The organism is Glaciecola sp. 2405UD65-10, assembly GCF_048820975.1.
Classification (GTDB): domain Bacteria; phylum Pseudomonadota; class Gammaproteobacteria; order Enterobacterales; family Alteromonadaceae; genus Glaciecola.
In genome coordinates, this window is the sequence record NZ_JBMEUF010000002.1 from 378016 (window position 1) to 398873 (window position 20858).

Here is a 20858-nt window from a genome sequence, read left to right on the forward strand (position 1 = left end):
AAGATGTATACACAAGGGCATAGGTAACGGATTACATTTTCCTTGGTTTATTAGTTTGCCTTGATTTTCATGTTTGCGTAGTAGGCAGAAAGGTCGGCAATGTCTTGATCACTCAGCTTTCTTGCATGAGGGGTCATTGCGGCATTCACTCGCGTTCCTGCTCGAAACGCTTTTAATTGCAATTCCATGTAAGCTGCTTTTTGCCCTGCTAAATTAGGATACACTGGAATAATAGCAATGCCATTTTTACCGTGGCACTGCCCACAAATAGCTGATTTTTCTTTGCCCTTTTTTATGTCTCCCACTAACTCGGGCTCACCACAAGCACTTAAACTAAGCATTGATATGAGCATAAATATGCTAAGCTTTGCCTTATGAGTCTGTTTTTTTATTCTGTTCATCGCAATCTATTTTGATTTACTCTCGTACATACAGACTACATTGATATTTTACATCTTGTAAACAAATTGTTATTAAAAGTGAATTAAGCCATGCCTCTGCAACACCTATATGCGTCTGAATTATCAGCCCTTTGCACTAAGGTACAACCTTTTCCTGTTGCCTCACCTGAGGTAACAACTATTAACCATGCCCTGCGAAGTGAACTAGGCCTCGAAGGGCTTTTGCCAAATGAGCACGCTATTCTACAAGCCTTGTTTTCGCCTGAAGGAACGCTTCAAGAAAACAGCGTGGCGCAAAAGTACGGTGGCCATCAGTTTGGACATTGGAATCCACAATTAGGCGATGGCCGTGGCCTACTATTAGGTGAAATAAGTACGCCCCAAGGTGAGCTAATAGACTTACACTTAAAAGGCGCCGGCCCCACGCCATACAGCAGGCATGCTGATGGCCGCGCAGTATTAAGATCAACAATTCGTGAATATTTGGCAAGCGAGGCCTTGCATAGCTTAAATATCCCCACTTCAAGGGCGCTTGCTTTAATTAACTCAAACGAACCGGTAATGCGTGAAAGCCTTGAGCGCGGTGCCATGCTTATTCGTACCTGCCCTAGCCATATTAGATTCGGGCACTTTGAATACTTCTACCATGCAAATGAGCATGAAAAACTAGATGAATTATTTAGCTTTTGTTTTGCTCACCATTTTACACAGGAAGCAAAAAGCGAAAATCCTTACTTAGCACTGCTAACTAGCATTTGTGTAAGCACCGCTAAGATGATAGCGAAATGGCAAGCCTATGGTTTTAATCATGGCGTAATGAATACTGACAATATGTCTATTCACGGCATTACCTTTGATTTTGGACCTTATGCGTTTTTAGATGATTTCGTTCCGAATTATATATGCAATAGCTCTGACCATGGCGGCCGTTATGCATTTAATCAACAACCTAGTATTGGCCTATGGAATTTAAACGCGCTTGCCCATGCGTTTAGTAACAAGCTAAATGTGGATGAAATTAAACAAGCTTTAGCCACATTTGAACCACAATTTTTAAGTGCCTACAAAACTGAAATGTTTGCCCGCTTTGGTTTTACAGAAGCCGTGTTAACTGCGCCTGAAAACACCACTGATGAAGATAGTTTAATTTCACTCAGCAACCGTTTTATTCAGCTATTAAGCGAGGAGTCTGCAGACTACCACGGCAGCTTTAGGCGTTTATCAGAATCATTTAACGATATTAAGAAGGGCAATATTGATGGTTTTTGTGACACCTTTTTACAACTTAATGAAATGCGTGATTGGAGCAAACAATACACGACCTTAATTGAAAGCTGCCAAGCCAATATCACCCAGCAAGACTTACTGGGCCGTAATCCAAAGTTTGTTTTACGTAATCATCATATGCAAGATGCCATTGAGAAGGCTGAAAATGGTGACTTCAGCACATTTAATGATTTGCTAAAAGTAGTCACGCGCCCGTTTGATGAACATTCTGATTTACATGCGCTGTCATTAGCACCAGAAGATAGTGATAAGGGAATTGCGCTCTCATGCTCAAGTTAAATCAACTAAGTCTAATAGAAGATTCTTTGGTAATTGAGCCTGCTGACTTCCCCAATGAAGAGCAACGAAGTGAGTGGGTAAGTGCCTTATTAAACATGTTAAACACGCAAACACAGCAGGAAGAAGTAGGTGCTGACTTGGCGCAATATAGCTTCATGTGGGGCAGTTGTTTATTTATTTTAAGTATTAGCGACACCGTTGATAGTATTTGGATTAACGCCACAAACCGTAACATGCCGGTAACAATAGAAATGCATGATAAATTAAAACAGGTAATAGCCGATTAAGTGCTTCACACAACAGTACTTTTCTGGCTAAATACGGAGTAACTTATCAAATAAATGAACATCGATTTGCGACTTCTTAGCGTTCTAATTTTACCGTCGATTCTATTATTTTTCGTCTCAAGCGTGGCGTCTCAAACAAATGACAGCCCCACACCTATAAATGTAGATTTTGACAATGCAGTAAATATTCATGCTCATGCGCAATACCATGTAACGCGTGAGGGCTTATTGCTGTCTGATGTTCAACAACTGAATCAGTGGACACTAAACATAAATGCGCAATCAATAGATGCGCAGTCAGCGCTGTGGATACGCTTCGATTTACTTAATAATGCCAATACCAATAGGCTGCTTACCCTAATTGCCGGTAGTGTTTTTGTAGATGAAGTAGACGCATTTTTGCTTGATGAACAAGGCCGTATTGTACAAAGCGCACGTTTACAAGCCGATGATGACGTAGCCCGACATTTAAGCCGCAAAGGCTTCAAAATGAACCTGATTTCGCGCTCAGAGTCACTATATACCGTTTATATTCGGGTGCGCGATAATAGCTATTCTTTATTACCTTTGGAGCTTTGGCAAACTGAGAAATATACCCAGGAGTCAAGTGTTCGGCTAATTTTACTTGGCGCAATGGCCGGCGGTTTGTCATTATTAGCCACCTATTTTTTGCTCACTTATATTTTGCGAAACGCCCCTGCCCGTTTCTGGTTTTGCGTGTTTGCTACATCAGCCATGACCACCATGTTAAGTGCAGAAGGTATTTTGGCATCGCTATTTATGTTGCCAACTAAAACCGCAGAACTCACAGCTATTAGCCTTATAATCTCGCTATTTGCAAGTATTAAGATCGCACGCGTTGTTTTCTACCCCATTTCCAGTGTGTGGTTGCGTTTGCATTATGGCTTATTGCTAATACCTTTAGTGGCCGTTTTTACGCTAAGCGACAACTACCAATTATTAAGCTTAATTGGGTTTTCACTGATATTTTTAGCCAGTAAAATTCTAGCCACTATTGTGTATCGTAAAACCATTGATTTACGCAGTGCTTTAATCTATTTCTTAGGCTGGTTAACCTTGGGTACATTAGTCAGCCTTGAATTATGGCGATTCTTCCAAGGCAGCGCACAATTGTCTATGACAACCCCTTATCCCTTTGCCGTTATTTGTTTAGGGGTAATGTTTGTAGCCGTCTCTATTATTAGCCGCGAACAATCTAGCCAAGCCAAACGCGCTTATCATCAAGGTGAGCAAATTGCGCAACTTCAGCAATATAATGATTTATTTCAACACGCTGCCGAAGGCTTATATACCGCCTTACCTAATGGTGATTTAGTTCATGTTAACCCCGCTATTTGTTCACTTTTTGGCTACAAAGACAATGATTCGCTTATTAGCAAAATGCCGAACCTGTCATACTTTTTTGCCGATGCCACAGAAGCTGATTTACTTTTAGGTGAGTTGAGTATTCAGCAAACTGTACTAGGGAAAGAAATAAAGGGGAAACGTGTAGATGGCAGTGAGTTTTGGTTCTCTATTTCTTGCCAATTAAAAACGGTAAATGACGAAAAGCTCCATTTTGGTTCGTTATTCGATATTACCGAACGCCGTTTGCATCAAATTAATTTGCACTACCTAAATACGCATGATCAACTCACCGGCTTGTTTAATCGCCGTTACTTCCTTCAATTAATGAACGAGCGCATTGAAAAGTATGATGAGAAAAGCACAAAGTTTGCTCTTTTGTTTCTAGATGTTGATCAATTTAAACTGATTAATGACACCTGCGGCCATTCTGCTGGTGATATTTTTATTAAAGAATTATCACACGAGCTATTTGACGTGGTGAGCGACAAGTATCCTTTTGCACGTCTTAGCGCTGATCAATTCGGGCTATTAGCGAATTTTGAAAATAGCCAAGAACTGCGTCAATTAGCAAATACATTACTCGCCAAAATGCGTAAATTTGAGTTTAAGTGGGACCGCCACGTATTTACCCAATCAATGAGCGTGGGAATTGCTCCTTTTGATGAATCCATTCCTAGCGGCGAAGAATTGCTGAGTTATGCTGATACGGCTTGCTTAATAGCTAAAGAAGGCGGGCGAGACAAAATACATATATATTCTGCGGAAATGGGCATGCATTCTAGCTACAAGCGTGACTTATATTGGGTGAATGAACTTAACACCGCACTAAAAGAAGACAATCTAGAGTTGTTTTATCAGCACTATCGCCCTTTAAACGCCAGTGATACAAAAGAATATTACGAAATTTTAGTGCGCTTACGCACCCAAGACAACGACTTAGTTGCGCCTGAATTTTTTATGCCAAGCGCAGAAAAAGCCCATGTGAGCAATAAAATTGATAAAGTGGTGGTTGAGAGCTACTTTAAGTGGCTAAACACACACAATGAGCATATTGAAACCCTAGGCAAAGCAAATATTAACCTTTCTGGCATGTCGCTTTCTGATGATGATTTTCGTTTTTTCTTGCTCAATGCTTTTGAAAAATATCATATTCCTTTTGATAAAATATGCTTTGAAATTACTGAAACCATGGCAATCATAAGAATGAAAGATGCCATAGAGTTTATGAACGAATTTAAAAAGCTTGGCTGTACGTTTGCACTAGATGATTTTGGCAGCGGCTTTTCGAGCTACAGTTATCTAAAGCATTTACCGGTTGATTATCTGAAAATTGACGGTAACTTTATTCGCGATATATTAAACGACCCAATTGACTTAGCCATGGTGACCTCTATTCGTGACGTGGCTGACGCCATGGAAATTAAGACAGTGGCTGAGTTTGTTGAAACACCTGAAATTATGGTCCAAATAGGAAAGTTAGGCGTAGACTTTGCGCAAGGTTTTTGTATAGCTCAACCTGTTCCTTTGGCTAGGTATGCTCCCTTTTCTGATACCTTAATTGACAATTCCTAAACGAATTTTGGTATTATCCCACCTTCTGTGGGCAAGGATAAGTTAAAACTAAGCCGCAAGTATTGGAAAATACGAATTTGCCCCCACTTTTTGCGCATTGATATTTAAAAGTAGAATTGAATGACCACACACAACAGTCGCTACGAATTTATTAGCCAGGCTAAGTTACCTACCCGTTTTGGCAATTTTGTCATTCACGGTTTTCTTGATACAGAAAAAGACCAAGAGCATGTTGCTTTGTCTTATGGTGAGTGGGAAGAAAGCGATACCGTTCCAATTAGAATCCATTCTGAGTGCTTAACCGGTGACGCATTATTTAGCACCCGTTGTGATTGCGGTTTTCAACTAGAAAAAGCACTGCAGAATATTGTTGAGAAAGGTAGCGGCGTGATTTTATATTTACGCCAAGAGGGCCGAGGAATTGGCCTGTTAAACAAAGTAAGAGCTTATAACCTGCAAGACCAAGGTTACGACACCGTGGAAGCAAACGAACATTTAGGCTTTGATGCAGACTTACGTGAATATGGCATATGCAAAACGATACTAGCAACATTAAACATTCAAAACGTTGAGATAATGACTAACAATCCTAAAAAGATTTTAGCTTTGGAATCAATGGGAATTAATGTGGTGGCCCGTAAGCCAATAGACCACGGTATTACTAATGACAACAAGCATTATTTACGCACTAAAACCAGCAAACTGGGCCATCAGTTTGACCCCGACACCCTAAAATAAGCACTTAATAGTGCTAAGTCACTTTAAAGCGTTCATTGAGTGCTATAGCGAATCGCTTGGCACTGGGTTCGTCCATATTGAAGTACAATGATGGTTCAATTAGTTCCACCTCAATAATGGCTAAACCCAAATCTGTTTGCAGCATATCAATACGTGCATAAAGCGCTGATTGTGGCAAAGACTCCAAGGTTTTCTCTGCTAGCTCAAGCATGTCATAGCTAGGGTCAACCTTTGCTAGGCTGCCACCATGCTCTTCTTGCACTCTAAAGTCCCCTTTCTCGGGACGTTTGTTGATGGTGTGGCTGTATTTGTGGGCAAAATAAAATAAAGAAAACTCGCCCTGTTCAAGAATGGTTTGCTCAAACTTTTGGATCATAAGTGGTCGCTGTTTTAAGTCTTCCGCTATCGCTTCCCTATTTTTCATCCAAGCATCATGTGTTAAACGATAGGTTGAGTCGGCATTTGCACTTACGCGGGGTTTGATGATTATTTCACCGCTAGTAAAGTAAGAAAACGCTCCGCTTATCACCTCTTCGTTAAATGCATCTAGCCAAATAGTGGGTAATATAGCAACGCCCGCTACTTCTAAATCACGCAGGTAGTCTTTTGAGAAGTTCCAAACCATTAACTCATAAGCATTTTCTAAACGCGCGGTAGATTTTTCAATTTGCGTTAAGGTATTGATAAATGCTTCAGGGTGTTCTTGATAATCCCATGTGCTGCGCACTACTACCACATCGTATTGATTGTAATCGTGGTCTTTTTCTCGCCACGGCACATCAACAACTTGCCAACCCAAAGCTTCTAAATGGGGCTTAACTAAGTCATCGTAAATAAAGAAATCTTCTAAGTTATTGGTTGTAAGAAAGGCGCAGCGTAACATAAAGGGAACAACTCAATTTTGGACATACTAAATAGCTTAAGCCAAAATGGGGGGGATAACAAACGACGGCTGTCAATTTGAAAAGAAAAAGCACTAAGCAGGCCGGTTGGGAATACCTTGCCTGCCTAGCGCAAAAAGCTTAAAACTTAGTCGCTATCCATATCCAAGTTTTGTTAGCATCAACACGGCCGCTTTCGCCAGAATAATCAGCATACTTAATGCCCACCGCGTATTTCTTAGCAATCTTGGTAGTGTATTGCAGGTTAATTTCGCTGCCTAAGTCATCTACTGTTGCGGTAGCTTCGTCGGCATCATAGTTGTGGTAAGCCACTAGCCATTTACCGCCGGCTAACCCGCCCGCTAAGCTAACACTTAAATCTTCTAAACCTTGTGCTGGAGTAGCTAAGAATTGATCACTCCAACCATTGAATTTATGCAAAGTAGCAAGCGGCGTAGCAAACCCATACATGCCATCATCCGAGCCTAGCACCTCATAATTTAACTTTGCGGTTACGCCTGAAAATGACGTACCAATTTCAGCCATCATATAATCGGCATCGTAGTCAGTCCCGCCAGCAGTAGTTGACTGCGTCGCATATTCAAGAGCATACATAATCTTGGTTTTTTCAAGCGATGTAGCGCCTTTGAAACTTACACCGTAAGTATCAATAGCGTTGTCAGTGTTGTTATCTACCTCAAGTAGGTAGGTGTAACCCACTAAGGTACCAATATCGGTTTTGTACGACACATTGAACAAGTGATCTTTTGCATCTAAGTCGGCTTCTTCACCAAAAATACGGTTGCGCTGAGTTATGTAGCTATACTGCATTTTAAGATCTTTATTTGGCGCATAAATAGCGGTTGCCGCATCAAAGGTTTGGCGGTCTTGACGCCAGCCAACGTGACCAATAAAACGGTGCCCATCATGGGTAATCACTTGGCGGCCTACTTTAAAAGTCAGCCCGTCTTTTTTATATTGCAAATAGCCTTGGTCTAATTCCGTAAATTCCGGATCGGCAATAACCGAGTATTGGCCTAAGTTGTACCCTGTAGGGCCAACCGTATAATCGCCTTGGCCTAAGGCAATGCGGTTATCTTCCATCTCAATTTTAAACGAGAAACCTTCATAGCTGCCTGACTCGTAGCCTAGTCGTGTTCTAACCGTGAATGCCGAGGCATCGTCAACTGCGTTATCTTGGCCTACATCTTCGTATCGTAAGCGAAGGTCAACGGTGGCTTTGCCATCAGCAAGCGCACTGTGAAGGTCTTGGCTTTGTGCAGATACACTAAGCGGTGCTATTAAGGAAGCTAATGCAAATGAAGATAGCATAGCCGAAATGGGTTTGTTTGCGTTCATGTGAGTTTCCTATAGGTGAGCGAATCCCGCCCCCGTCTGAGAGTGTTAAAATTTAATGTGTTTAAAATTAGTTGCTTACTTAGCTTAAGCTTGGCCTATAGCGGCCTTACCTATGCAGCGTCAGAACTAGATTGTGCTTTTTTATTGTTTTTATTATTTTGAAAAACCGGTTCAACTTTGCGCTGCTTTTCGTATAAGAATTGCAGTACTTGATGTCGGTATTTGTTGTATAAAGGATTATCTGCCATTTCAATACGATTGCGCGGACGTTCCAATTCAATATCGAGTATTTCGCCAATAGTAGCTGACGGACCGTTAGTCATCATCACTATTCTGTCAGAAAGCAGAACGGCTTCATCTACATCATGGGTAATCATAATCACGGTGTTGCCTAGCGCAGCTTGAATCTCCATTACTGAATCTTGTAAATGCGCGCGAGTGAGCGCATCTAACGCGCCAAATGGTTCATCCATTAACAGTACTTTAGGCTCCATGGAAAGCGCACGTGCTATGCCTACTCGTTGTTTCATACCACCAGAAATTTCTGAAGGTAATTTGTGAGTTGCGTGAGTCATATGAACAAGTTCAAGGTTATGCTCTACCCATTCTCTAATTTCCGCTTTTGACCGCTTCTGCTTGCTTTGCTTCACCGCTAACTCAACGTTTTTATAAACACTTAACCACGGTAACAAAGAATGGTTTTGAAACACTACGGCGCGTTCTGGCCCCGGTGAGTTTACTTCTTGGTTATCTAAAATTACGCCGCCATAGGTTGCTTGATATAAGCCAGCAACAATATTAAGTACCGTTGATTTACCGCAGCCCGAGTGCCCAATTAATGAAACAAACTCACCTTGTTTTAAGCGTAAATTAACATCCGTTAAGGCAACAAAAGGACCATTGTCGGTAGGAAATTCCATACCTACTTGTGATAATTCTAAATGTGGAATACTCATTGTATTTTCCTATATGAACTGATGTTAACTAGCGAAGAACTTGGGTTTTATCCCAGCTCACTTTTTTCTGTACCGCTAACATTAGGCGGTCAAGTAAAAAGCCAATTAGACCAATGGTAAGTACGGCTACCATAATGCGGGCCAGTGAATTAGATGAACCATTTTGGAACTCGTCCCAAACAAACTTTCCTAAACCTGGATTTTGCGCCAGCATTTCTGCCGCAATTAATACCATCCAACCTATGCCTAAACTTAAGCGCAAGCCAGTAAATATCATTGGAATAGATGAAGGCAACACAATTTTTTGTATGTGAGTTACGGTATTTAAGCGCAATACTCGGCTCACATTCACCAAATCTTTATCAATACTTGATACACCCACAGCGGTGTTAATAAGAGTGGGCCATAAGCAACAAAGAGCAACTGTTACCGCCGATGTTACAAATGATTTTGCAAACATAGGGTCATCACTCACATACACCGCACTTACAATCATAGTAACTAAAGGCAACCAAGCTAATGGTGATACCGGTTTAAATAATTGAATAAGCGGGTTTATAGCAGCATAGGCTGATTTACTTAAACCACATACTATGCCAAGAGGCACGGCGATTATTGACGCTAAAAGGAAACCAACACTTACGGTATATAAACTGGTCCAAATTTGGTCAAAAAAGGTGGGTGCGCCAGTGAATGCACGGGTTTTGGGCACATATGTTGGGTCTTTTGCTACTCTATCAGCGTTACGTTTTTCTTGGCGTTCATAAAAAGCGGTTTCTTTTTCAGACTGCGCTTTATGTTCGTCATACAAAGTTAAGGTTTGTTCGTAAACTGCCTTAGGGCCTGGGAATTTACCTAACGAAGTATCTATACTGCTCGCTACCATAGACCACAAACCAATGAATAGTAAAATTCCCACTATGGGTAGAAGCATATTGTTCAGGGTTGCGAATATCACGTTGCTTCCCACATTTGATGGTAATTTGTTTGTCATTAATTTAACTATTGTTTGTGAGCTCATAACGATCTCCGTAAGTAAACGTTATCTTGCTACCTAATAGCAGGCAGCAAGATGGCTTGATTTATATTTTGTCGTCTGACTTCATACCAATTGGGAAGCTATCCAAATAGGCATTTGGTTTAGTTCCGTCAAAGGTAATGTTGTCAATAAACTCTGATTGCGGTGGCTTAAAGCCTGACTCATTTGCAAAATCTGGGAAGTCAGAAGCTTTTGCTTTGCCTTCGGCAATAAGGGCTTTAGCCGCTTTAGTGTAAATGTCAGGGCGGTACACTTTTTTCGCTATATCAACATACCAATCGTCAGATTTTTGTTCTGAAATTTGCCCCCAACGACGCATTTGCGTTAAATACCAAATCGCATCACTGTAGTACGGGTAAGTTGCATGGTGTCTAAAGAATACGTTGAAATCTGGAATTTCGCGTTTATCACCTTTTTCAAATTCAAAGGTGCCGGTCATGCTGTTAGCAATAACGTCAGCATCGGCGCCTACGTAGTTACTTTTAGCTAAAATCTTCACAGCTTCTGGGCGATTCGCATTGTTGTTCTCATCAAGCCACATTGCCGCTCTGATCATTGCCTTAACAACGCGAATATGGGTATTAGGGTACTTTTCTTGCCACTCGCTTGATACACCAAATACTTTTTCAGGGTTATTTTTCCAAATTTGGTAATCGGTAATTACCGGTACACCAATACCTTTAAATACCGCTTGTTGATTCCATGGCTCACCTACGCAGTAACCGTATATTGTTCCGGCTTCCATAGTAGAAGGCATTTGTGGTGGAGGAGTAACTGACAACAAGGCTTGTGCATCTATTTGGCCGCTTGTGTCACCTTTATGTGGCGCATAGTAACCAGGGTGAATACCACCGGCAGCTAACCAATAACGCAACTCATAGTTGTGGGTAGAAACAGGAAATACCATGCCCATATTAAACGGCTTACCCGCTTGCTTGTATTCTTCAATAACAGGGGCTAATGCGTCAGCTTTAATAGGGTGAACAGGCTTGCCATTTTCATGAGGAATGTTTTTCTTCATTTTAGCCCAAACTTCATTTGAAACAGTGATACCGTTTCCGTTTAAGTCCATGCTAAATGCCGTCATTATATGAGCTTCGGTGCCATAACCAATAGTGGCGCCTAAAGGCTGGCCTGCAAGCATGTGTGCGCCATCTAAGCCTCCGGTTATTACGCGGTCAAGCAGTACTTTCCAGTTAGCTTGTGCCTCTAGAGTTACGTATAAGCCTTCATCTTCAAAATAGCCTTTCTCGTAGGCAACAGCCAAAGGCGCCATGTCAGTTAATTTAATAAAACCAAACTTAAGCTCTTCTTTTTCAGGGTAACCAATTTCTTCTTGAGCATTGGCAACTAAGCTAGCACTGCTTAAGGTAAAAAGTGATAGCGCCATTCCAATGGCTTTTAGTTTTCTTAAATTAAACAAGCTTTTGCTCGTATTTTTCTTTGCACTGCGTTGTTGAGTTGTTGTCATCGTAAATGTTCCTACATTTTGATTACTAAAATTCAGGCCAAAAAAAAGCCCACAAACAGCAATATGAAACATATTGAGTCTAGTGGGCTACATTGCCTAAGCGCTTTTGCTTCAATGCAAGAACGCTAAGATTTTTTGTCGTTAACACAGTTTATTATTATTATGCACACTACATACGCAAACTGGCTTGGGGACACAAAACGTATGTGGTAATGGCAAGGATGTCTGTGCTGTCTCCTTTCGATTACTATATAGCAGATATGATGCCAACAATTTAAAATCAATCTTTTCAATAACTTAGCTGATTTCCGTAAAATACTGCGGACTATTAATGGCGTAATACAGTGCAGCTCGCACCATAGAAGTGCTTAGCTTAGGCTTTTGTGGCCAGTCTAAGTGCGACTGCTTGGTCAAATATATCTTCTCTAAAACAATCTTCTATCTTTATATTTGCGCTAGTAGTAGGGCACAAATGTGGCCAAGCATGTTGAATTTTGTTGAGCAACCAAGTTCCTTGTTCGGCACTAGGGCGATTTATTGCCAGTTCATCTTTTTCATTTAAGGCGCTAAAACGATTGTAGTGGGTAAGGTGGCGCGGAGAAACCCCATACATAGTTAAACAACTTCCAATAAGGGAAGGCGCTATGCATTCAATAGGCGTTGATAAATACTTATCTTGTGCAAGTATCCTAGCGGCTTCAAATCTATTCGGCACATCCTTGAGCCATTCACAGGCATCAATTATAGCCGCGCACAAAGCATGAAATACTTCAGGCCTTTGCTTGTAAGCTTCTTCGGTAATACCCAGTACCTTTTCGGCGCGATCTTGCCAAATGTCGTAAGACGTCACAATAGTAGCACCAATTTGCTTGCGAACCGAACTGGCGTTATACGGGCCACCTACGCAAAATCCATCAATATCTTCACTTGCTAAGCTGTCGGTCATACTCGTTGGGGGTATGAATAACAGCTCTACGTCATTTAGCGCAATATCGCCTTGCGCAAAATAGTCTAACAATTGTAAGTAATGGCAACTAAACGGAAACACAGAGGCAAAGCGGAGTTTTGCTTTGTTGTTTTGCTTTCGTATATCTATTAGTTGTTTCAAAATGCTCGCCGGCATGGGCAATGGGAGTGAATCCAAACTCAGTGCAGTTTTAATTTCTTCCACCAGTGCAATCGATATAGTAATCGCATTCCCGTTTTGGCTGGTCACTAGTGGCGTAATAATATCTTGGCGCGCTCCACTAATACCAAGCGCACTAGCAATTGGCATAGGCGCTAACATTTGCGCCGCATCAAGCATGCCAGCTTCTAGTTTGTCGCGTAAAGTTGACCACGAATTTTGCGGACGTAAATCAACATCAAGGGCGTATTTATCAAAAAAACCCAACTCTTTCGCAATAACATATGGGGCAGCGTCGGTAAGTTTCACAAAGCCAATATTCAGTGAGGTGTTTAAAATAGCACTCATGGTAAATTCTTCAATACAGTTAATAAGTTAGCAGATACTTGCTCTAGCTTTTGGCCGCTGTCCATCGCCATTTTTCGCATGGCTTTGTATGCAGAAGCTTCATCTAAGTTTTGTTTTTTCATAAGTAAACGCTTGGCTTGATCAACCGTTTTATGTGCTTCAAGCTGATCTTGCGTAGTTCTAAGCGCTTGTTTTAGCTCTTGGAATTCTTCAAAGCGTGCTGAGGCAGCATCAAGAATAGAACGCACGCGGCCTAGGTCGGCGTTACCTGTTACATAGGCACTCACACCTGACTTAATAGAGCGCTTCATTACAGCGGCATCTTCGGTTTCGGTGAATAACACAATAGGCTTGGGGTTGATTTGATTAAGCGTATGTAGGCTCTCAAGTATATCGCGATCAGGTGATTCAATATCAATTACAATCATATCAGGCTGGCTGTTTTCTACTAATTTTAGAAGAGACGCTCCCGAACTTACCAAGTGGGTAATATGGTAATCGGTCCCCTGCAGCGCAAGCTTGATTGCTTCAGCGCGATTTTCGTTGTCATCAATAAGTAAAATATTCAATGGCGAGTGGCTCTGTTTAACAAAACAGATTAACCTAGTAAAGTAAGTATACTCAGTAGGGTTGCAAGCATTCTGCCAATACTAGCAATTGAATTTAACTATTTAAAATCAAGCGCTTATAATTTTATCTATTATTGAAACAAGCTCAATTTAGGGTATTTATAAACCAACATTAAAAAAGCGCACTTTTATAGTGCAATAGCCGAAGCAGTAAGCGGTTGCATTGTTATAGGATTAATTGAAATGGCTTGGTGATGATCAATAACCCGCCCTACAACAATAATTGCCGGTCCAGTAAATGTTTTCACCTGTTCATTAGCCGCAATGTTTTCTAAATTCCCGGTTACCATTTGCTGCTCTATACTGCATGCTTTATCAATAACGGCAATAGGAAAGTCAGCGCTTACGCCTGCTTCCATTAAGCGTTCAGCAATAAGGGATAATTTTGATAAGCCCATATAAAAAACGAGCGTTTCTGTTTCACAGTTATTCACAATTTGCTGCCAATTAGGCTCGTCTTCTAGGGTTTTTAAACTAGCCGTAACATACCTTACTGACTGCGCGCACTCACGATGTGTAAGCGTTAAGCCGGTATAAGCCGACGCACCCGATGCTGCCGTTATACCCGGAATAATACAAAAAGGAATATTGTGTTGAGCAATTAATTGAGTTTCTTCTAAGGTTCTGGCGAATATAGCAGGGTCACCGCCTTTTAAGCGCACAACCTTTTTCCCCATAAGGGCTTGTTCTACAACAAGGTCACAAATTGACGCTTGCGGCATGCTATGTTTACCGCAGCGCTTCCCCACAAACATCTTTTCAACCTGTGGTGGTATTAGTGCCAGCACCTCGCTTGATACTAACCAATCAAACAGCACTACATCTGCATTTTGTAAGGCTTTTAAGCCTTTAATGGTCATTAATTCTGCATCACCAGGGCCTGCACCTAAAATAATAACTTGCCCGTTTTTGTGATTTTTTGTATCAGTATCGTTAAGCGATGAAAATAAACCATGGGTAAACGCAGGAAACTTAGCCTGTTTGCATTTATCAACAAATGCTTGAAAAGGTAATTTTATTGAATTATGTAACATCATGCTTAGCACTCCAAAACGGTTAGTGGGATGGTACTGCTTAAATTATTTTGTTTTCTGTCGTTAGGTTTACTGCTATTTATAGGTTCCGCTAAATTAATTAACTCGCTTAATTCACTTTTGCACGAGCCACAATTTGTGCCGCACTTAAGCTTATTGCCCAGTGCATTTACGCTGTTACAACCGCTTGCAATTGCCTCTTGTATTTCGTTTTTGCGCACGTTAAAACAACTACAAATCACTTTGCCTTTCGCGTATTCACTAGGAAAGCTGGCATTTAACAATAGCGCTTGGTCTTTGCCTTCAAGTGAAGCGCTAGCTAGGCAATGCAAGCTAAACTCAGGGTTAATTGCTGTGGCTAGCGTATTTTCATTTTCGCTAGCAGGCTCTGTTATAGAAACAAAATGCGCACTTAAAGCATCATCAACAAATCCCAAATAAGCTTGCGTACTTTGCTTTTGCTTAAATAGCCAAGCGGGCGCTGTAGCAAGGCTCTGCTGCTGAATGTTTTGCTTAATTTGCTCGGCTAAGCTATTGCACTGTGATGCAGAAACAAACTCTTTGCCCTTAAGTGCTACCGCATCCCCTTGTTCGCTTAACTTCTTAGGTAGGCGATGCATATAAAATAGCCATGCTTCACCTAAGTTAATGCGTACCTGATACTCTGAAAGCTGAATATCATCGTTAACCAAAGCCTTGTTAATAAGCAAGGTCGCGCTTTCTTCAAGCGCGACTTTTTCGCATGAAACTGCCGCATGCTTTAATTCTGGCTGCCCTGAAATTGGGTCATTCGCTGATGTAAAAAGCTTGGCTAATGCACCATGGCTAGTATTGGTTTTACTCCAATGAATGGGGGCAAACAGTTCGTTTTTGCGCACATTTAAAGAGATATTTACTGGAAGTATTACCGGATTGTTAGTGCAATGCGCGCTTCGCAAGGTGACTAAATCGCCGGTTTTCAAATGCAAACTCTTAGCTGCATCAGGGTGCATCAACAATTCGGCTTGCTGGGTGTGCTCACTAAGTGACTTTGCGCTCCCGGTGCGAGTCATGGTATGCCATTGGTCACGCATCCGGCCAGTGTTCAGCGCAAAGGGATAATCTGAAGAAGTTTGTTGCTCGGGTAACCTAGCTTTAATCGCAAAGAACTTAGCTAAGCCATTTGGCGTATAAAACCTTGCATCAGTGAAAAGGCGCTTAGTCCCCAGTGGTGCTTTTGCATTAACCGGCCATTGAATGGGTTGTAGCTTATCAAACTCTTCTCGCGTTAACTCGCTCAAACCAGAAATATCAAAATCGCGTTGGCCCTTGTTTTCAAAGCCGCTTAATTTTGCATGCTCGTTAAATATTTCACCCGAATGTGCGTATGAAAACGCATCGCCAAAGCCTAGTTTAGCCGCCACTTCATTTATAATTTGCCAATCATGCTTGCATTCACCCTGCAAAGGTAAAATGCCTCGCTGCCTTGAAATGCAGCGTTCTGAGTTGGTTACCGTGCCATCTTTTTCTGACCAACCTGTAGCTGGCAACACAATGTCAGCAAAGGCAATAGTATCGTTTCTTTCTACAATATCACTTACCACCACCATGTCGCATTTACTGAGTGCGGCTTCTACTTGATTGCGGTTTGGCATACTCACTACAGGATTGGTTCCCATAATCCAAATAAACTTTATTTTTCCGCTAGCTAAACCATCAAACATGTCTACCGCTTTAAGGCCTACCTTTTGTACCATGTTGGGCGCTTGCCAAAACGTTTCAACAAGCTGATTGTGCTCTTTGTTATCAATATCCATGTGGGCGGCTAGCATATTAGCTAGGCCCCCTACTTCTCTGCCACCCATAGCATTGGGTTGGCCGGTAATAGAAAATGGCCCACTGCCCACTTTGCCAATTTTGCCTGTTGCTAAATGGCAGTTAATAATACTATGGGCTTTATCTACACCCGATGATGACTGGTTAATCCCCATAGAGTAAAAGCTAATAGCACTTTTTGCATTGGCAAACATCGAATAAAAGCTTAATAGCAGTTCACTTGATACTTGCGCAGCATTGGCTACTTTATCAAGTGTATACAAATCAGCATCTTCAATACATGCATCAAAGTCTTGAGTGTGCTGTTGAATATACGCGGTGTCACATTGCGCTGTGCTCACCAAATAACTAAGCAAGCCATTGTAAATCCAGGCATCGGTGCCGGGTTTTATGGCTAAATGTATATCAGCACTTTGGCTAGTAGGGGTTACTCTTGGGTCTATTACTACTAATTTCTTGGTGGTATCAGCTTGTAAGGCTTTTTGCATACGCTGAAATAAAACCGGGTGTGTCCACGCAGCATTCGAGCCCACCAATACCAGTAGCTCGGTTTCATCTAAATCTTCATAACAGCAAGGCACCGCATCTGCGCCCAAAGCTCGTTTGTAAGCGGCTACCGCTGATGACATACATAAGCGCGAGTTAGTATCTACATTTGCTGAACCTATAAAGCCTTTCATCAGCTTGTTAGCTACGTAATAGTCTTCAGTAAGTAATTGGCCTGACAAATAAAATGCAATTGATTCAGGGCCATAGCGCTCAACACAGTCTTTTATATGATTTGCTATTTTAGTCGTGGCCTCATCCCAAGAACTACGTTCACCATCAATGGCTGGATAAAGAAGTTTGTCTTTATTGCTTGTGGTGTCTAATAAATGACTGCCTTTTACGCATAACTTACCTGCATTTGCAGGATGCTTTTCATCGCCTGTAAGCTGGCTTAGCGTTGCGCTTTGATGCACCAACGTTCCATCGCTTGCTAAGGCTTGTTTAGTATCGCACTGCATTTTAACCCCGCAACCCACGCCACAATACGGGCAGGTAGTGCTTGGGTTCGACGTGCTAAAATGCGTTGAAGACGACGGCATAATAAAGCTTAGCTCGTTAACGAAGCGGGGGCATATATTGAAACAAGCCCTTGTTCTAATTTAACTTGGTATACATTAACCGATACCTCTAATTGCTCTAAGCACAATCCATCTACTAAGCTAAAGTGTTGCTTATACAAAGGCGAACTAATACATGGCGTATCGCCTATGGAACATAAAATTCCGCGCGATAGCACATTCGCTTTTCCAATGGGGTCATAGTTATCACACGCGTATAAGCTTATTTCTTGCGCGTAATTCACCATACAAAACAAGGCTATTTGCTGCTTACCAATTAATACGCATACACCTGAGTTAGCCACTAAGTCTTGCTCAGAACACACGCTTACCCAACTACCATTAAGTGAGTCATTACTTTTATTTTCAAGGGGGCTAGTCGTTGTCATGTTATTCTCCTATACCACTTCTACAATATTGATTTGGCTTTTCTTCTCAGCTTCTGTGGCAGGGCGAATTTGATTTCGCTCTTGCACAAATTGTACGTTTTCATCGTTCGCTTTTGAATTAACAAATTGAACAAAGCGGCGCTTGTGCTCAGGGGTTTCAAGGGCGGTTTTCCACTCACATTGATAGGTATCAACTAAATGAGACATGTTATCTTCAAGTTTTGCGCAAATCCCTAAGCTATCATCAATCACCACTTGCTTAAGATAATCTAAACCCCCTTCCATATTCTGCATCCATACAGAAGTACGTTGTAAGCGATCACCTGTTTTCACGTAAAACATCAAAATACGGTCAATATATTGCACCAGCGTTTGGTCATCTAAATCGGTGGCGAATAAATCAGCATGGCGTGGCTTCATACCCCCGTTACCGCACACATATAAGTTCCAACCATTTTCTGTGGCAATTACGCCAATATCTTTACTTTGTGCTTCTGCACATTCGCGAGTACAACCCGATACGCCAAATTTAATTTTGTGTGGTGCACGAAGGCCTTTGTAGCGATTTTCCAAATCAATCGCCATTTTCACTGAATCTTGTACGCCGAATCGGCACCATGTACTGCCCACACATGACTTAACCGTTCTAAGTGCTTTTGCATAGGCATGGCCTGTTTCAAAGCCGCCGGCAATAAGCTTTTCCCAAATGTCGGGCAACTGCTCTACGCGTGCGCCAAACAAATCAATACGTTGTCCGCCGGTTATTTTTGTGTAAAGTTTGTATTGTTCGGCCACTTGGCCTAATAAAATTAATTTCTGCGGCGTTATTTCACCCCCAGCAACTCGTGGCACAATAGAATAGGTGCCGTCTTTTTGCATGTTGCCTAAATAAATGTCGTTGGTGTCTTGTAGGCCTACATGGGGCTTCGCTAAAATAAAATCGTTATAAATAGAGGCTAAAATATTCGCTACAGTGGGCTTACAAATTTCGCAACCTGAGCCTTTTCCGTGTTTGTGCAGCAATTCAGAAAAACTCTCAATACCTTCTACTTTTACAATGTCGTATATACCTTGGCGGGTAAAAGGTAAGTGCTCACAAATAGCGGTACTTACTTCAACACCACGTTTGGTCAGTTCGCTGTCAACAACGTTCTTAAGCAAGGCTGCGCAACCGCCGCAACCTGAGCTCGCTTTGGTACACGCTTTAATATCGCCAAGGGTGGCATTACCCTCTTCAATAGCGGTAATAACATCGCCTTTCGTCACGTTGTGGCACGAACACAACATGGCGGTATCAGGTAGGCTATCAGCCCCTAAAGCAGGTGCGCTGTCAGAATTAGGCAGTATTAGCGCTTCTGGGAATTCAGGTAACTCAATGCCATTTAAAGCATACTGGAGCAAAGTGTCGTAATCACTGGTATCACCCACTAACACCGCACCTAACAGCTCTTTTTGTGTTTCATCTACCACTAACTTTTTATACACGCCTTGGGGCTGGTTTTCGTAAGTGTAAACCTGAGCGCCTTCTGTTTTTGCGTGTGCATCACCAATTGAGCCAACCTCTACGCCCATTAGTTTTAATTTGGTGCTCATATCAGCGCCTTCAAAGGCGTTTTCAATGTCACAAATGTGATCAGCCACTACACGCGCCATTGAATAGCCCGGTGCAACAAGTCCGAATATTTTATTTTCCCAAAGGGCGCATTCACCAATCGCATAAATGCTAGGGTCTGAGGTAAGGCAGTGATTATCTACCACTATTCCGCCGCGCTCACCAATAGCCAAATTACTTTGCTTTGCTAATGCATCAGAAGGTCTAATGCCTGCAGAAAACAAGATCATGTCAGTATCAAGGTGTGTGCCGTCAGCAAATTGCATTTTGTATCTATGAGTGTCGCCTTTTTCTATTACCTGTGTGGCTTTTTGCGTATGCACTTGCACGCCTAAATCGGTAATTTTGTCACGTAGTACTCGGCCGCCGTCTTGATCAAGTTGCACCGCCATTAGCTGTGGCGCAAACTCTACAACATGTGTATCTAAGCCGGCTTCTTTTAAGGCATTGGCCGCTTCTAAGCCTAGTAAGCCGCCACCCACAACCACACCCACTTTACTAACAGAGGCAGCAGTTTGTATGTCATGTAAATCTTCAATAGTACGGTAAACCAAACAATGGGCTTGGTCGTTACCTGGAATGGGGGGAACAAATGGGAACGAGCCCGTAGCAAGCACTAACGTTTTGTAAGCATAACTTTCACCTGTACTGGTAGTCACTAACTTAGCGTCTTTGTTTATTTCACTTACCCATGAATTAAGCACATATTTTATATTTTGCTGTTCGTACTCAGCCTCGGTGGTCATGGCTAAGTCATCAGCGGTTTTACCACTAAAAAACTCTGACAAATGCACTCTATCGTAAGCTAATCTTGGCTCACCACATAATACGCGAATGCTTGCTGTAGGGTTAATTGTTCTAAGCTGGGTAACAAAGTGATGCCCTACCATGCCATTGCCTATTACTAATACATCATCGATTACTTGTGCCATAATTTGCCTCATAAATATGTGTTTGCGCTTGCGACCACTCGTATTTGCTTGGTAGAACAGCGCGATTTAAACAGTAAGCGTGGTAGCCGTTGTGCCTTGCATACTGAAAAAAATCCAAAAAAAAACCCACACGCGATTTCTCGCATGTGGGCATCTTTGCCAATTCTCCTTTAGTTTTTCTAAAGTGAGAATAAAAATTGTAAACTTAACTCACTATTATTTATTCAAT

At 41.8% G+C, this 20858-nt stretch carries 16 protein-coding genes; 4 read left to right on the forward strand and 12 right to left on the reverse strand.

The window, feature by feature from the left end:
• Positions 1 to 50: 50 nt before the first annotated feature.
• Complete coding sequence (locus ACOI22_RS13850) at positions 51 to 353, reverse strand: c-type cytochrome (RefSeq protein WP_420672710.1); 303 nt, start codon at positions 351 to 353, stop codon at positions 51 to 53.
• A 138-nt stretch (positions 354 to 491) separates the two neighbouring features.
• Between ACOI22_RS13850 and ACOI22_RS13855 the strand changes: the two genes are divergently transcribed.
• From ACOI22_RS13855 to ribA, 4 genes are all read left to right on the forward strand, one after another.
• Positions 492 to 1967: a protein adenylyltransferase SelO gene (locus ACOI22_RS13855; RefSeq protein WP_420672711.1), complete on the forward strand. Its 1476-nt coding sequence runs from the start codon at positions 492 to 494 to the stop codon at positions 1965 to 1967.
• Positions 1955 to 2254, forward strand: coding sequence for a DUF3630 family protein (locus ACOI22_RS13860; RefSeq protein ID WP_420672712.1), 300 nt, complete (start codon positions 1955 to 1957; stop codon positions 2252 to 2254). The genes ACOI22_RS13855 and ACOI22_RS13860 overlap by 13 nt, the downstream gene beginning before the upstream one ends.
• Positions 2255 to 2377: 123 nt before the next feature.
• Complete coding sequence (locus tag ACOI22_RS13865; RefSeq protein WP_420672713.1) at positions 2378 to 5194, forward strand: EAL domain-containing protein; 2817 nt, start codon at positions 2378 to 2380, stop codon at positions 5192 to 5194.
• Positions 5195 to 5314: 120 nt separating this feature from the next.
• Positions 5315 to 5932 carry a GTP cyclohydrolase II gene (ribA, locus tag ACOI22_RS13870; protein WP_420672714.1) on the forward strand — a complete coding sequence of 206 codons (618 nt, stop codon included), beginning with the start codon at positions 5315 to 5317 and terminating at the stop codon, positions 5930 to 5932.
• A 13-nt stretch (positions 5933 to 5945) separates the two neighbouring features.
• On the opposite strand, the gene ACOI22_RS13875 is transcribed toward ribA, so the two are convergent.
• The 11 genes from ACOI22_RS13875 to nirB form a co-directional block, all read right to left on the reverse strand.
• Positions 5946 to 6815 carry an ATP-grasp domain-containing protein gene (locus ACOI22_RS13875; RefSeq protein WP_420672715.1) on the reverse strand — a complete coding sequence of 290 codons (870 nt, stop codon included), beginning with the start codon at positions 6813 to 6815 and terminating at the stop codon, positions 5946 to 5948.
• A 139-nt stretch (positions 6816 to 6954) separates the two neighbouring features.
• A complete protein-coding gene (locus ACOI22_RS13880; protein ID WP_420672716.1) occupies positions 6955 to 8172 on the reverse strand; it encodes an alginate export family protein in 1218 nt (405 codons plus the stop codon).
• Between the two features lie 110 nt (positions 8173 to 8282).
• Positions 8283 to 9128, reverse strand: coding sequence for an ABC transporter ATP-binding protein (locus ACOI22_RS13885; protein WP_420672717.1), 846 nt, complete (start codon positions 9126 to 9128; stop codon positions 8283 to 8285).
• A 28-nt stretch (positions 9129 to 9156) separates the two neighbouring features.
• The gene (locus ACOI22_RS13890) at positions 9157 to 10122 is read right to left on the reverse strand and encodes an ABC transporter permease (RefSeq protein WP_420672986.1); all 966 of its coding nucleotides are present in this window, start codon (positions 10120 to 10122) and stop codon (positions 9157 to 9159) included.
• 88 nt (positions 10123 to 10210) lie between these two features.
• The gene (locus ACOI22_RS13895) at positions 10211 to 11557 is read right to left on the reverse strand and encodes a CmpA/NrtA family ABC transporter substrate-binding protein (RefSeq protein ID WP_420672987.1); all 1347 of its coding nucleotides are present in this window, start codon (positions 11555 to 11557) and stop codon (positions 10211 to 10213) included.
• A gap of 454 nt (positions 11558 to 12011) precedes the next feature.
• Positions 12012 to 13112, reverse strand: a complete 1101-nt coding sequence (locus ACOI22_RS13900; protein WP_420672718.1) for a CmpA/NrtA family ABC transporter substrate-binding protein — start codon at positions 13110 to 13112, stop codon at positions 12012 to 12014.
• Positions 13109 to 13681 (reverse strand): ANTAR domain-containing response regulator, encoded by a 573-nt coding sequence (locus ACOI22_RS13905; protein ID WP_420672719.1) that lies wholly within the window; start codon positions 13679 to 13681, stop codon positions 13109 to 13111. Before ACOI22_RS13905 ends, ACOI22_RS13900 begins: the two co-directional genes overlap by 4 nt.
• Before the next feature lie 188 nt (positions 13682 to 13869).
• Positions 13870 to 14778: a uroporphyrinogen-III C-methyltransferase gene (cobA, locus tag ACOI22_RS13910; RefSeq protein WP_420672720.1), complete on the reverse strand. Its 909-nt coding sequence runs from the start codon at positions 14776 to 14778 to the stop codon at positions 13870 to 13872.
• 2 nt (positions 14779 to 14780) lie between these two features.
• Entirely contained in the window at positions 14781 to 17678 is a 2898-nt protein-coding gene (locus ACOI22_RS13915; RefSeq protein ID WP_420672721.1) for a molybdopterin-dependent oxidoreductase, read from the reverse strand.
• A gap of 8 nt (positions 17679 to 17686) precedes the next feature.
• Entirely contained in the window at positions 17687 to 18085 is a 399-nt protein-coding gene (gene nirD, locus ACOI22_RS13920; RefSeq protein WP_420672722.1) for a nitrite reductase small subunit NirD, read from the reverse strand.
• 9 nt (positions 18086 to 18094) lie between these two features.
• Positions 18095 to 20629 (reverse strand): nitrite reductase large subunit NirB, encoded by a 2535-nt coding sequence (gene nirB / locus ACOI22_RS13925; RefSeq protein WP_420672723.1) that lies wholly within the window; start codon positions 20627 to 20629, stop codon positions 18095 to 18097.
• Positions 20630 to 20858 lie beyond the last annotated feature (229 nt).

Coding starts and splice junctions, on each gene's coding strand:
- ACOI22_RS13900 (WP_420672718.1), bottom strand. CDS start 13,112: ATGAGTGCTATTTTAAACACCTCACTGAATATTGGCTTTGTGAAACTT.
- ACOI22_RS13850 (WP_420672710.1), bottom strand. CDS start 353: ATGCTCATATCAATGCTTAGTTTAAGTGCTTGTGGTGAGCCCGAGTTA.
- nirD (WP_420672722.1), bottom strand. CDS start 18,085: ATGACAACGACTAGCCCCCTTGAAAATAAAAGTAATGACTCACTTAAT.
- ACOI22_RS13860 (WP_420672712.1), top strand. CDS start 1,955: ATGCTCAAGTTAAATCAACTAAGTCTAATAGAAGATTCTTTGGTAATT.
- ACOI22_RS13880 (WP_420672716.1), bottom strand. CDS start 8,172: ATGAACGCAAACAAACCCATTTCGGCTATGCTATCTTCATTTGCATTA.
- ribA (WP_420672714.1), top strand. CDS start 5,315: ATGACCACACACAACAGTCGCTACGAATTTATTAGCCAGGCTAAGTTA.
- ACOI22_RS13875 (WP_420672715.1), bottom strand. CDS start 6,815: ATGTTACGCTGCGCCTTTCTTACAACCAATAACTTAGAAGATTTCTTT.
- ACOI22_RS13915 (WP_420672721.1), bottom strand. CDS start 17,678: ATGCCGTCGTCTTCAACGCATTTTAGCACGTCGAACCCAAGCACTACC.
- nirB (WP_420672723.1), bottom strand. CDS start 20,629: ATGGCACAAGTAATCGATGATGTATTAGTAATAGGCAATGGCATGGTA.
- ACOI22_RS13895 (WP_420672987.1), bottom strand. CDS start 11,557: ATGGCGCTATCACTTTTTACCTTAAGCAGTGCTAGCTTAGTTGCCAAT.
- ACOI22_RS13885 (WP_420672717.1), bottom strand. CDS start 9,128: ATGAGTATTCCACATTTAGAATTATCACAAGTAGGTATGGAATTTCCT.
- ACOI22_RS13855 (WP_420672711.1), top strand. CDS start 492: ATGCCTCTGCAACACCTATATGCGTCTGAATTATCAGCCCTTTGCACT.
- cobA (WP_420672720.1), bottom strand. CDS start 14,778: ATGATGTTACATAATTCAATAAAATTACCTTTTCAAGCATTTGTTGAT.
- ACOI22_RS13890 (WP_420672986.1), bottom strand. CDS start 10,122: ATGACAAACAAATTACCATCAAATGTGGGAAGCAACGTGATATTCGCA.